Source organism: Dapis purpurea BLCC-M126 (assembly GCF_050015975.1).
GTDB lineage: Bacteria > Cyanobacteriota > Cyanobacteriia > Cyanobacteriales > Microcoleaceae > Trichodesmium.
On sequence record NZ_JBNHER010000139.1, the window covers coordinates 12,210 to 25,353 of the forward strand.

The following is a 13,144-nucleotide window of genomic DNA, read 5'->3' on the forward strand; positions in this document are numbered from 1 at the left end:
AGTGCGTAATTCTGAGGTCTCCTTAGAATGTAAGACGCACATCTGACAGGCAGAAAAAAAAATCTTGCTTTGTCTGGGTTTTAGACTTTTGATGCGTCCTAACCTTTGCTTCAACTGCTATTACAATTAGCACTTTTTGGTGCAGTCGCGGGCGGGCAGTCCGAGACATTAAACCAGAGGAGGAGCCGTCGTCAGCCATCCCCTAAAAAGGATGCAAACGGCAATGAGTCGTCTACCCACCTTGAGTTTGATCAACTTCGGTTGTTTGAATAGATGGGAATCCCGCCTTGTCTTGCAGAGTAAAGTCGGCAGGATGTCAATCGAGACTAGCAAAAGAAGAATCAATACCAAGATTGTTGATCGAATTACTGAACAATTCTCCAGGTAAGCTAGTAGGAATGACAGAGGGATAGATAGGACTATCCAAAATTAGTGTTCCTGAATTAATTCCTTGGTTATCAAAATTAATTTCTTGACCTAGAGGTAGACCTGGAATTTCTGTTAGACCTTGACCTGGAATTTCTGGTAGAAGTTGACCTGGAATTTCTGTTAGACCTTGACCTGGAATTTCTGGTAGAAGTTGACCTGGAATTTCTGGTAGAAGTTGACCTTGAGTCTCTCCTAGTAATATGTTTTCTCTAGGATTAAATATTTCACCAGTCAAAGGGTCTAAACTTGTTTCTATTGTATTAGCAACCACCTCATCTATCGGTATCTCCCCAGCTACAGCAGCTTGTAACTCGTTAGTCACCTCAAGCTGGGTAAAATCTTGAAGGGTCAATAGATTTCTGATACTTTCCGCAGTTGCACCAGCCTCAGGGATTTCCTGAATGCTTTGAGCGCTTGTACTTATCACCTCAAGCACCGCAGCTTGATTATCCAAGACAACCTGAGCATCTAAGTTATCATCAAAGGTAGGAACGGCATCAACCACATTTGTCAGCAAAGTTTCCAACTGGTTTGGGTTACCCAGATCGACCGTCATACCATTATCTACCCGGTTCCCGACAAAATCAATCAATTCTCCTGCTGCGACGGTTTCCAGGGCACTGGGTTCCTCATCGGGAATAGCTCCACTCAAAGCAGCACCCAATTGAGAAACAACCGTTTGGGCAGTAGTCAAGTCCGCTAGGAGCTCAATTCCAACCTGGTTCCCCTCATTAGCCTCTGCTATAGGATCAAAGTTGTTGAGGTCAAGGTTTGTCGGTAGGCCAAAAGCCGCTTTGATGACATCCTGCTGTTCCTCAGAGAGGGTGACAGAGGCCAGGTCATTCACGGTAATGTCCTCGACTAGAATCCCACTATCTGGCAAATTCGTTGAGCCTTCAACAGGTAGCACACCATCTGGAATCTGCTCTATCAGGTTGGTGTCTGTGTTGTCCTGTTCTACGGATTGCTCGCCAACTATGCCCAATTCCTCAGCTATTTCCCCTTGAGCTATCACTTGAGGCCGAGCAATCTCATTTATGACTGACTGGTCTATCAACCTTGTTGTAGGAGCATCCGCAATTTTCTCTTGAGTAACTGTAAGGGATTCAGCATTATTTGTGGTATTGGTTAGGGTCGGGTTGCCAAAAATATCATTGTCAATATCTAACCCAAGCTCCCCCTTGATTACCCTGACAAAGTTGCCAGAAAACTCAGTGTTAGAAATTTCGACACTCGGCAAGTCGGTCGGTAACCCCTGGTCACTGCCTTCATGCTGATCAAGGGCTTCTTGAGTCATGGCGAAGATAGCCGCACCAAAGCTATCACCGTCATCCGAGTCCGCACCGGAATTCGACCCTTGACCGTTCTGGGCCATGTTGTTACTAAAGGTGCTGTTGTCAATGGTTAGATTACCGCTGCGGACAAAAATAGCCCCCCCCATCCCTGCACCACCACCAGCAATATCTTGTGCACTATTTGAGGGCATTCCACCACCAAAACCGGCATAGCTGAAGGACCCACCAGAGCCACCGCCAAAGCCACCGTCGCCACCATACCCAACTTTCTTTGACCTGTCGTTACCACCACCCCCACCAAAACCGCCATCACCGCCGTGGCTAAAATCCTTTGAGGTACCTCCGGAGCCACCACCCCCACCGAAACCCCCATCGCCGCCATACCCACCATCATTCTTGCTTCCACCATCACCTCCCTGGCCGCCATCCCCGCCGAAGTTGCCGTCCTCTCCAGGGCTAGCGGAAGCAGAACCTTCTGCAGCTAAACCCTCAGCACCATCTGCACCATCAATATTCAGTCCGATGCCACCGCCAACACGCCCATCGTTGCCCGGGTAGGTGCCTGTTCCACCTATTGCCCGGTTGTTCTGAAAGATGACATTATCTACGGTGGTGGTTCCGTCATACATAAACAGGGCACCCCCCATACCGGCACCCCCACCCCCACCATCTTCTCCCTGAGCCAGACCATTCGCTAGGGTTAGGTTCTTCAGGTTTAGGGTGCCGGACTTCTGGAAAAAGATGCCATTAGTCCCATTTCCACTGAGGGTAAGAGGGACACCATTGGCATCGTCATCATCCAGCTCCCCATTCCCATTGGTGTCCCCTGCAATGGTGACATTGGCACTGGTCTCAATCAGGGGAAGTGTCCAAGTCCGCGTCGAGTCAGAGGTCAGGGTAATGTTATTTTCCAGCAAGATGTTGAAAGTATCAGATGAGGAGGCATCATTTACCTCATTTAGGGCATCGATCAGCTCTGCCTCCGTGGAAACACTGATATAATTTAACTTTTCGGGGGTGAGATTATTACCAGGGTCTTCCACTATCAGAGTCATTTTGATTTCTCCTCAAAAAGTAAATGTTGAAATTCGTTTGTTGAGTATTTAATTTTTATCTACTCAAGATATTTTGATTATCAGTAAATTTTTGGATGAATAGCTGATTTGTGCATAAGTTGTCACAAACAATTCTGTTGCTGTTCTCAACGTGCAAAAAAATACACAATTATACTAATCCTCCAATACTATGCGATAGTTGAATTTTATATTTATAAATACTGTTTATTAACCAAATAAATAAGGTATCAAGCCTCTGTTAAATTATCTTTGGAAAAATTTATTTTCTCTGAAGATTAAATTTAAAATTACTAAAGCTGTCCGAAAATAGTCAAACATCTACCTGCTTAGTAGGTGTAATTAAACCTAACCTACAATAACTAATTATCAGGAACTGAAGTATGATTGCTATATCAGGTCTGTAAATTATCAAAGTTAAAACCTACTTCTCTTCTTGCTGTAGTCTACTGTAGTGGAAACCTCTATAAATCAGAAATTTAAATATTTTCTCTCAAAAACTATATCAACAATAGCATCTTTAGTTAACTAGATTTAGCTGTTGAATAATGCTTTTTTTTTGAGTTGTGATTGCAGGTTCAGCTATATAGGCTTTATCTTCACTAAACTTTTTAAATAAAGCTGAAAAGCTATGAAGCAGCAGGTGGTAGTGTTATACCAATTGACTTTAAAAATGTCACAAATAATTAGCAACTGATAATGTAAAATAATAAGCCAAAATTACTGTATAATTACAATTTTAAGCCATTCAAATCTTACTAAAGATTAAGGTAACTAGAGTACTGAATCTTCGGTATGTTCAGTGGGTTATGCCGGACAGTTAAGAGTTTGGTTCGCGACTCATAAAACTCTGCGCGACATGAATGCGGAGCATGACCTAGGAAAGTTTTGCGCCAGCAAAACCCACCCTACAACAGGGTTTAATATTCCTTGAATCAAGATTCTCTTAGTTACTTATTACTTCATAACTGAAGTCTTGAGCAAGGTCTTGCATTATTTTGGGGAATTGGTATAATAAATTACTCAATTTCCTGAGATAATTGCTGTGCCAACTGACGCCTCATTTCAACGGTTTTCGCCCATCGACTTCCTTCCAAATAAGCTTTCAACAAATTCTTGATTGGCTCAATGTCATATTGTTCCATTAGAGGTCGAGCAGCAGTTAACATCCTTTGCTTAACTTCATTCACTTGCTGTGCTATAACTCTCCCTTTCTCTGTCAGAGAAATTTCCACCCGTCTACGATCTTCTAAATCTGACTGACGTAGCACATAGCCAGCTTGAAACAAACGATCTACTAATCGTGAAGGATGTCCTCCTTCGGCAATTAGCAAATCACCTAGCTCTCCTACAGACAAAGGTTCAGCTTGTTGGAGGATTAGCAAAACTTCGGCCTGAGCTGGACTAATACCAAGAGAATGAAAAGCCTCCGTGAGTTGTCGTTCAGATTCTCGGTACACGGCTTTGATTAACAGGGAAATTTCTTCAAAGGATTCCAAGGAAAAATACTTGACACAGCATAGAACTTTCGTTAATAGTATCATAAGAAAATACTTGACATGACATTATATGATATGTCAATTAAATTATTGAGAAAAAATTACTCGTAATGACAAATAGTGTATTTATGACAAGGGGTTCTGGCTTTGTTGGTCAGAACATGGTTCCCAAACTTTTGAATACTGGCTATAAGGTTTATGCACTAGCTCGGTCAGGTAATTCTCTAGAGAAAGTAGAAACGGCAGGAGCTATAGGTGTTTTAGGCAACCTTTCAGATTTACAGAATGCTCAACAAGCTCTAGAGAAATGTCAGATTGTAGTCCATTGTGCAGCCTAGATGGATTTTACCTACGACTATGAAAAATTCTACAAAATTAACGTTGAAGGAACCAAGCACTTAGTAGCTGTGGCAAAAACTGCTGGGGTGAAGAAATTCATCTATATAGGTGCTGCTTCTGTCATTAATGGAAGACCTATTAAAAATTTAGATGAACTATATCAACCAAAACGAGTGGCACAAGATTATTGCTCAAAAATCAAAGCCTTAGCAGAAAAACTGGTCTTAGAAGCTAATGAACCTAACTTTAAAGCGATCGCTCTGAGACCACCTGCAATTTGAGGACCTAATAATCCTCACTACGATGATCTTCTGAAAATGTCTAAAGAAGGTAAGTGGGTGTGGATTGGTGGTGGAAAGCATACCCTATCTACCATTCATGTAGACAATTTAGCAGCAGCAGTTATAGCAGCAATTCAGAATTTTAGGGGTGGACAGATATACTATTTGACTCATGGTGAACAACGCCCACTCAAAACCTTTTTTACAGAAATTCTTAGGGCAGAAGGAATTGAAGTAGGTAATCGTCATATGCCAAGAGGTCTAGCACTTTTAATTGCTTACATTGTGGAATTCCTATGAAAGCTTTTGGGGTTAAAGAAACGACCACCCATAGCACCTGTGACGGTATATCTGATGGGTACTGAGTTTTCAGTCAATGATACAAAGGCTCGGACTGAACTGGAGTACCGCAATGCTATTAGCATTAGCGAAGGACTCCGACAAATCAGAATTCGATCAGGAAGCTAAATGGCTCCAATCAGCTATATCAGATTCCCCTCGAATTCTTCACACAACCTTAGTTTTACCAATGGATAATTGATAATTGACAATTGATAATTAATCCCTAGAGGTTTAAAGCCTCTCCTTTCAAGGAGAAAAAGAAATAAGATTTCTGCACTTGGTTTAATAGTCTCGGTTTCAACCAGAGGTAATTATCCATTATTCATTATCCATTATCCATTAATGAACCCCATTATTTAGGAGAAGTAATAATGCAACGATTTTTTGTTAGTTTTCTAGTGCTAACTTTTCTAGGAAATCTAGTTGTTTCAGAGAAGGCTAGAGCCGCCTTAAACAGTAACTTAACAGTAAAAAATAGTTTGATAGTAAACAGTAGCTTAACAGTTAATATCGATGGTCTAAAAAATCAAACTGGACAAGTTTGCCTAAGTCTTTTTTCCGGTAGTCAAGGATTTCCTAGTGACGGCGATCGGGCTTTACAAGCCAGGTGTGTTGATTTAGAGGAAGGAACTCCTGCAATTACATTTGAGAATTTGAAACCAGGAAGTTATGCTGTTGCTGCTTTCCATGATTTTAATGACGATGGTATCTTCAATCTGAATGGTATTGGCATTCCAAAAGAAGGCTTTGGCTTTTCCAAAAACCCAAAGATTTTCACAGGTCCTCCCAAATTTAGGGATGTAGTTGTGATTATTGTAGGTTCAACAAACAATATTCGGATTGAATTGCAATATCTTTAGGAAATCAGGAATTTTATATATGCACAAATATACATTTTTGTCAATTTTTGTGCTTTTATTGTTAAGTTGTCTCCAGAAAATTTGTTTTTTCCATCAAGAGATTAAATTTAAAATTACTTAATATTATACGAATTAAATATAGTTTATAGGGTTTTTTATATAAATTAATTAGAACAAGCCTGTGACTTTAAAAATCATATCATAAACTCCAAATTAAGTAAATTCGTAAAATAATTGAGAATAGTGTCAATAAACTCCTATATTTACGTTTGTTCATAATTTGCTTAACATGGAAATTTTAAAATTATCCCTTCAAAAATATTTGTTTTGCTTATAAAATTAACAACTATATAGGAAATAAGTTTACATACTGTGGGAGCATGGTTAAATATGACTAATTAAAAAGTAGGAAATTATATCAAGTTTGGATAATCAGTTATAATCCTACAGCTTGGGTTTTCTCCTTAACATATAGGTTAAATTTCTCTCGCTCAGGGCTCAGGCTGATTTCAAGACTCAGGTTTCATATTTAACAAATATTTCTCTCGGTGCATTAGTCTAATGTAATCAGGAGAGGTAGCAAAAATCTGTTCTCATGCTAGAGAAGTTCCATTTGACACTCCACGGACTGAAAGTCCCGTGGATTCTTAAGCGGAACAAATTTGATGGACTGAAGTCACATCAAATTTTACCCTTAATGGCATAGCCAAAGATGCCTCTAATCTGTCCGGGGTGAACCCATTCAGGTTGCTTTTAACTCCAATATTTACTGCACCATTACAGTCAGCATTTATCAATTTTCCTTCCCTAGTTTTGTACAAACCGCGTTTGATTCGTTTACCACTAAAATTATATTCAGTAGGGTTATCAGAATTATAAACAGGTATTAAATCACCGTCTAAAAAGCTAGCTTTAGAAGTATAAGATTCTTCCTGTTCTTTGTAAGTCAACCCGTATCTATAACACATAGATTTTAGTTTCATTCTAAAGTTATGGTGTGGTATTTGTACAAACTTTTGGTTGGTTTTCTTGCCTAAATTAATATTTTGTTTCATGCCAGAATTTACTCCTACAACAATAGTAAATATTTGATTTTTACTACACCAGTTGATTAAATACCTAGCTACTTTATTTAGGTGATCTCTAACTTTATTATTCCGATTTACAGTGATACTAATTTGTTTTTTTGTCAAACCTTTAATACCCTGTTTATCTTTTATAGATTGCAATCTAGAATTTTCTTTGTTGTACCACTGGTTAATTGATTTAAATTTTCTACCGTCTAGAATAAACGATGACCCAGTATTTGATACACAAGTGGCTAGATTCTCTAAACCAAGGTCGATTGCTACTGAATTATCTGTTTTGACTGCTGGTTGTGGTTCTTCCTCCGTAATAAATTCTACTTCAAAAAACTGGGCATCAAATCTAGGAATTATTCTAACTTCCTTGAGATTCTTATCTGCCAATCTTTCCGGGAAAGGGATTTTTACTGCACCATATTCAGCCTTGAATTTCTGAGACATTGGAATATTAAAATATCCGTCTTTTACCCTAATTCGAGGTATGATTAAAGGAAAGTATCCCTCTTTTTTGAGGTATCTAGGCATTCGTATTTGTTCAAACCGATACAGACTTTCTTTCCATTACTTTCTAGCGAAAGGGGGTGAATAGGTTAGGCTTTGATTCATTAGTCCATGCAGCATTTCTCAAACACCTTACTTAGAGGTTGTTTGTAAAGACTTATGAAGTGTTTTTACCGCCCGCAAATTGGGTATTTTAGCCTATAAAGTCTAGCATAAATAACCAAGTTGTTACAGTTCAAAGGGCTATTATTCTACATCACAAAACTTTATAAACAGTCTCTTAGAGGATATTTTTATAAGTTGCAGCCTTTGTCATAGATAGAATTTGGGAATGGCACAACCCTGTTTAAAACAAGAATGTTCCATTATAATCTTTGACTTAACAGTAAAAGTTTCAATTATCTACTACCACCACAACTTATTAGTCGCGATATTAAAGCAACAAAAGTTTCAGGAGCCATCATTTGGCCAACTCCATAACAAGCACGTCGGCGCCATATAATTATAGGTAAGTGACCTTCTGGAGCTTGCTGGTTAAACGAGAGTTCATCATAATATTTCCAATTTTCTCCATCTCGCCATCCCAAGCGATCGCAAAAATCTCCATATTGGCCACTCACAGTTTCCCATATACGTTGTTGTACATTTAATCCAAACAACCCGTTACTATAATATTCCCAAAGCCAGTCAATAGTGCAAAGGTCTGTACAAGGAAAATTCTCAATATCTCCCAACCGTAGCCAACCTTCTTCTTCCCTCAAAGTGACTTGCAGCAACAATTCCCAGGTAAGTTCATCTGCTTTTCGCCATTTTCCAGTAGCCAAAAGATTTATTAGTGGGTTATAGTCTATCCCCACTTCAGACATTGGTGGTTCTGGAGTTGGCATGGCATTCAACTTTTCATCAATACTATATAGGGTTTCTACCAAAGTCTCTGAGTTAAGTTGTTCGAGATGATAAAGCACCCACTCTAACTGAGAATTAAGTTGAAAGCGTTCTATAGCAGCCTGATTTAACTGAGCTTGTATTTGATCTAATTGCTTTTTTATATCCCTATAATTTTGGTTGTCATTTACTCCATCTGCTAGTGCAGTTGGTAAACCAGAATTGCTATTATGATGACTAGGATTTTCCGTAGCTTTTACAATTTGCCACATGTTTCTAGCCCAGTTCAACTTTGCCTGTTCTTTCTGTTGGTAAATTTCTGCTGTAGCAAAGAAAGCAGTATCTGATTTTAAATTCCAGTCACAAATAGAGCAATACTCTGGTACTGTTTCAACATATTCTGCACCACAAATAGGACATAACATATATTTTTTTTCTTAATTAAAATCAGTGAAAACTAATATTATATTAGGCTTTTCCAGAAAAGAGGGAGTCAGGGAGTAGGGGGAAAAAGTTGATGATTTCTGCACGATAAATAATTGATTTGATTTTTAATTTTTGGAGGAGTCTTATTTCATCTACACTCCCCACACTCACCAACTCCCCTAGGGCTGTTTCAAAAAGCCAGAAGTTAGCTTTTTTCGGTGCAGGAGAGATTTAGAGCTAGAAAAATTGCCAAATACAACTCAATAACTCGCTTCTTGAAGGAATTAGCTGACTAAAACCTAACTAATTATTCTCATAAGTAGGAATCAAATGATTGTGGGATAAATTTGATAATTTTGAGACGAACTAGGAACGAAAATCTCCCTATCTCCCCATCTCCCCATCTCCCCATCTGTCTTTCAAGAGAATGAAACAGCCCTATCCTACTCCTATTGCTGAGGTTGATAGAGAGCCAATTTCTGTTCATAAGTTCCTACAAGTTTAGGCATAAGTCGTTCTACATCTGCTGCAGTTTCCCCAAATGATGGCCACACCATATATAACTTTCTAAAAGCTTCTTCAATTCTCCCCTGTTCAATATCTTCCAGAGCATTTTTTTCTCGAATTAACTCTATAGCTACACGGTCTTGATAAGTAGGACTAAAATTGTTAGCCTTAACCATAGGAGCAAACCTATCCCAGGATGTACTCAAAAACTGATATCTACCAGCAGCATCAGAACAAAGTTCCTTGCCATTACTGGGGGCACATTTCAGTTCTCTCGGATGGTCTTTAAAGCTAGAGAAATGACTACCAGTATATTGACGATAATAACCTTGAGGCCCTGTTGTACCTTCTGTAACAGAGATTGTATCTAGAAAAGCTCTGATTCTGGGAACATTTACTGGATAAGCCCAATTTTGAGTTGGATCAATCTTAGGCATAACTACTGATATTGCTGACCCTTTTTTATCAGCATTTGCACCCCCACCCACTGCCCGAAATAGTTGTGAGATTGCAATGAATAATCCTACAATGATTAATAGGGAGGAAGCTAATTGTAGGTTAAATAATTTAGACCAGTTTAAGGTTTTTTTCTGCACTTTCCGAGTAGTGCGATAATTTTTAATTTTTTCTTCAGAGGAAGCTACTTTTTTGAAGTTTGAAGTATTAGGAGACAATATATTTTTTTGAATAGTAGGTTTTTTTTGAGTGGTAGAGAGTCTGCCAGTTTGCTGACCAAATTTTAGTAGAGAATTAATAGTTTCTACTCGTTTGTGTTGATGAGATTCCCGATTTTGAGAATTAACACTCCGCACATTTGCAAATTTTATAACATCTGCTGAAGTTACTTTTTTTAGTGGTTTTCTGATAAATTTCAGAAACATTTGAGCTATATATAAATGAGAAGATTGCTGTATAGGAGGAATTTGTTGTAACCAGATATTTATTAACTCAATATCTGAATTTTTGTTTGGTTGACTTCTTTGTTGTGCTTCTTGGTTATACATAACACACCACCTAAATGTTTTAGATTAAGAACATCAGAGTAAATTATAGGGAGTATAGGTTATTTCTACTATAAACAGTATTATTTGAGATTTAACTTAATATATCTCTTTGTTTTTAGCAAGTTTTTTTTTGCTACTTAGCTTCAGTTTTTCAGTCAACAGTCATAATTGAAGTAGCATTCAGCAGTCACGTGTATAATCAGGCATACTCAATAGAAGCCACTCCGCGTCTACAAACTCCCATAAAAAGCCCACCACTAATTTTTTCGCTCTATAGTGGGAGACCGTTACCCTTGAATTTTTAGCGCTCCAGCTAAATGCTGTTTGCGGAGCATTCCGTCAGGAAAAAGCGGAGCTTTGCGCTAGCAAAACGCGCGTTGTGCGGAGCGCTAAACGACATCCCATCCTAGGTCATGCTCCACATTCATGTCGGCTCTTAGCCGAAACACTTTTCATGTCGCGCAGCGGTTCATGTCAGCGACAGCCGAAAATAACCGCTTTTTCTCCATTAATGGAGAGGCTTTATACCTTTCTTTTTCGGTAATTATTAATTGTTAATTAGTAACTGCACCCAACCTATTCCTTGATAACCAAAATTAAATAATTCAGGATGTAAAATTTCCGCTAAAATTTCCAATGAATCTACTAATCTTGGTCCCGGACGATTGAAATAAGAGTTACCATCAGTAATATAAACTTTTCCCGATTTAACTACAGGTAAATCTTGCCATTCTGAGCTTTTAATTAACTCCAAAGTATCTTGGCGAGTACGTTCTAAATCAAAACCACAAGGCATAAAAATTATTACATCTGGATTAGCATTTAATAACTCATCCCATTTTAACCAAGGAGAATGCTTTCCTATCTCTCCAAATAATGAATTTCCACCAGCAAGTTTAACTAATTCTGGTATCCAATTTCCAGCAGCCATTAGTGGATTACTCCACTCAATACAAGCTACTTTAGGAATGTTATTAATTGCTAAATTTTGCGTTTTTTCCGCACAAGCTGCAACCCTTTTTTTTAACTCAGAAATCACCTCATTCCCATCTACTCCTAAACTATTTGCTACTCGTTCCATATCTGCCCAAACTTCTGTCAATAAATTAGGCTCTAAAGATATAACTTGAGGATGACTTTTTGTTAAACTTTTGACTGCTGTTTCTACATCTGCCAAACTAACAGCACAAACATCACATTGAGCTTGAGTAATAATATGAGTAGGCTGTAATTTTTCTAATGTTTCTAATTCCACACGATAGACACTCAAAGCAGACTCTAATAACTCCGTCGCGCGGTCGTGAATTTCCCGACTACTACCATCAGGATTAAATTTAGGTTGAGTACAAACAGGCAAATTTTGAATTTCTGGAGGATAGTCGCATTCGTGACTTCTGCCCACAATAGCTTTCGTTAACCCCAATGCTGCAATAATTTCTGTAGCACTGGGAATGAGAGAAACAATTTTTAGTGAGTAATTTATCATTATCTTTTCCTAAGTATATAGCCCATGTTTTTCTTAATAAAAATTTAAGCTTTATGAGTATGTATTAGTATTAGTATTTTAGGAAAATAGTAACTAGAGTAAAAAATATAGTATACATACCCACAATGAATAATACCAAGCAATTACTAGAAGATTATACTAATGGTAACAGAAATTTTATTGCAACAAAACTGCAAGAAGTTAGGCTTAAAGGTATTAATCTCAGTGGTGCTGACTTTAGTAATTCCGATTTTAGTGATGCTGATCTGATGAATACTAATCTCTGTGGTGTTAATCTGAGTAATGCTAACTTGAGTGGGGCAAATTTGGTAGGGGCGAATTTAAGTGAAGCTAACTTAACAGGTGCTAAACTGTGTGAAGCTAACCTGAGTAATGCTAATTTAAGTGGTGCTAATCTCTCTCAAATTGATGCAAATCGGGCTTTTATTTTTGGAGCTAATCTTTCCCAAGCTAATCTAAATCAGGCTTTTCTTTTTAGTGCTAGTCTCAGCTATGCTTGTTTGATGCAGGCGAGTATGAAGTATGTGAGTTTGATTGGTGCTAATCTGGTTGGTGCTGATTTGAGTCATGCTGACTTAACTGGTTCGTATTTAATTGTGACTGATTTGAGTAGTGCTAATCTTTCTCATGCCAATTTGAGTCTGGTCGATCTCAATAGTTCTAATCTTTCTGGTGCTAACCTGACTAAAGCAAATTTTGATGGTGCTGATTTGAGTAGTGCTAAGTTAGTTGATGCTAATTTAAGTCTGGTTGATTTGAGTAGTGCTAAGTTAGTTGATGCGATTCTACCTGATGGTATTAATTACCAAACACTTTGTAAAAGTTAAAAAATTATCCCGCTTTATAAATGCTGTTTAAGGGCAAAGATTATTTTGCTCTCTATTATATTTTTGAATACAGGGTGCATTCCATTAAATAGGATAACTTATACTATGCCTCTGCCACTCTAAACGCTTTGCAGCGTTGGATATTTGGGGGATGAAGGCATTGCTGAATTAAGGTATGAAAGTAGGTTTATAGGGAACAGGGAACAGGGAACAGGGAACAGGGAACAGGGAACAGGGAAAAGTTAATATTAACAAGTAGTTCAAACAATCCAAAATGCCAAATA

General features: G+C 38.2%; 10 protein-coding genes and 1 pseudogene. 5 read left to right on the plus strand and 6 right to left on the minus strand.

The window, feature by feature from the left end; translation table 11 throughout:
• Positions 1–316: 316 nt before the first annotated feature.
• On the minus strand, positions 317–2,779 hold the full coding sequence (locus ACP6PL_RS12435) for a hypothetical protein (RefSeq protein WP_426545576.1): 2,463 nt from the start codon (positions 2,777–2,779) through the stop codon (positions 317–319).
• 1,037 nt (positions 2,780–3,816) lie between these two features.
• Positions 3,817–4,296 (minus strand): MarR family winged helix-turn-helix transcriptional regulator, encoded by a 480-nt coding sequence (locus ACP6PL_RS12440; protein WP_426545577.1) that lies wholly within the window; start codon positions 4,294–4,296, stop codon positions 3,817–3,819.
• Between the two features lie 128 nt (positions 4,297–4,424).
• On the opposite strand from ACP6PL_RS12440, the pseudogene ACP6PL_RS12445 reads away from it, so the two are divergent.
• The 4 genes and pseudogenes from ACP6PL_RS12445 to ACP6PL_RS12460 all read left to right on the plus strand — a co-directional run bounded on the left by ACP6PL_RS12445 (position 4,425) and on the right by ACP6PL_RS12460 (position 6,118).
• Positions 4,425–4,916: pseudogene (locus tag ACP6PL_RS12445) on the plus strand (NAD-dependent epimerase/dehydratase family protein).
• 36 nt (positions 4,917–4,952) lie between these two features.
• Positions 4,953–5,216: a Rossmann-fold NAD(P)-binding domain-containing protein gene (locus tag ACP6PL_RS12450; RefSeq protein WP_426545578.1), complete on the plus strand. Its 264-nt coding sequence runs from the start codon at positions 4,953–4,955 to the stop codon at positions 5,214–5,216.
• Positions 5,217–5,328: 112 nt separating this feature from the next.
• Positions 5,329–5,457 carry a hypothetical protein gene (locus tag ACP6PL_RS12455; RefSeq protein WP_426545579.1) on the plus strand — a complete coding sequence of 43 codons (129 nt, stop codon included), beginning with the start codon at positions 5,329–5,331 and terminating at the stop codon, positions 5,455–5,457.
• Between the two features lie 172 nt (positions 5,458–5,629).
• Positions 5,630–6,118, plus strand: a complete 489-nt coding sequence (locus tag ACP6PL_RS12460) for a DUF2141 domain-containing protein (protein ID WP_426545580.1) — start codon at positions 5,630–5,632, stop codon at positions 6,116–6,118.
• Positions 6,119–6,765: 647 nt separating this feature from the next.
• Here the strand turns inward: ACP6PL_RS12460 and ACP6PL_RS12465 are convergent.
• The 4 genes from ACP6PL_RS12465 to ACP6PL_RS12480 all read right to left on the minus strand — a co-directional run bounded on the left by ACP6PL_RS12465 (position 6,766) and on the right by ACP6PL_RS12480 (position 12,012).
• Complete coding sequence (locus ACP6PL_RS12465; protein WP_426545581.1) at positions 6,766–7,728, minus strand: RNA-guided endonuclease InsQ/TnpB family protein; 963 nt, start codon at positions 7,726–7,728, stop codon at positions 6,766–6,768.
• Between the two features lie 374 nt (positions 7,729–8,102).
• Positions 8,103–9,014, minus strand: a complete 912-nt coding sequence (locus ACP6PL_RS12470; RefSeq protein WP_426545582.1) for a GUN4 domain-containing protein — start codon at positions 9,012–9,014, stop codon at positions 8,103–8,105.
• Positions 9,015–9,464: 450 nt separating this feature from the next.
• Complete coding sequence (locus tag ACP6PL_RS12475) at positions 9,465–10,526, minus strand: glycoside hydrolase family 24 protein (RefSeq protein WP_426545583.1); 1,062 nt, start codon at positions 10,524–10,526, stop codon at positions 9,465–9,467.
• A gap of 547 nt (positions 10,527–11,073) precedes the next feature.
• Positions 11,074–12,012, minus strand: coding sequence for a cobalamin-binding protein (locus ACP6PL_RS12480; protein ID WP_426545584.1), 939 nt, complete (start codon positions 12,010–12,012; stop codon positions 11,074–11,076).
• Between the two features lie 125 nt (positions 12,013–12,137).
• On the opposite strand from ACP6PL_RS12480, the gene ACP6PL_RS12485 reads away from it, so the two are divergent.
• Complete coding sequence (locus ACP6PL_RS12485; protein ID WP_426545585.1) at positions 12,138–12,860, plus strand: pentapeptide repeat-containing protein; 723 nt, start codon at positions 12,138–12,140, stop codon at positions 12,858–12,860.
• Positions 12,861–13,144 lie beyond the last annotated feature (284 nt).

Coding starts and splice junctions, on each gene's coding strand:
- ACP6PL_RS12435 (WP_426545576.1), bottom strand. CDS start 2,779: ATGACTCTGATAGTGGAAGACCCTGGTAATAATCTCACCCCCGAAAAG.
- ACP6PL_RS12450 (WP_426545578.1), top strand. CDS start 4,953: ATGTCTAAAGAAGGTAAGTGGGTGTGGATTGGTGGTGGAAAGCATACC.
- ACP6PL_RS12455 (WP_426545579.1), top strand. CDS start 5,329: ATGCTATTAGCATTAGCGAAGGACTCCGACAAATCAGAATTCGATCAG.
- ACP6PL_RS12460 (WP_426545580.1), top strand. CDS start 5,630: ATGCAACGATTTTTTGTTAGTTTTCTAGTGCTAACTTTTCTAGGAAAT.
- ACP6PL_RS12465 (WP_426545581.1), bottom strand. CDS start 7,728: ATGCCTAGATACCTCAAAAAAGAGGGATACTTTCCTTTAATCATACCT.
- ACP6PL_RS12470 (WP_426545582.1), bottom strand. CDS start 9,014: ATGTTATGTCCTATTTGTGGTGCAGAATATGTTGAAACAGTACCAGAG.
- ACP6PL_RS12475 (WP_426545583.1), bottom strand. CDS start 10,526: ATGTATAACCAAGAAGCACAACAAAGAAGTCAACCAAACAAAAATTCA.
- ACP6PL_RS12480 (WP_426545584.1), bottom strand. CDS start 12,012: ATGATAAATTACTCACTAAAAATTGTTTCTCTCATTCCCAGTGCTACA.
- ACP6PL_RS12485 (WP_426545585.1), top strand. CDS start 12,138: ATGAATAATACCAAGCAATTACTAGAAGATTATACTAATGGTAACAGA.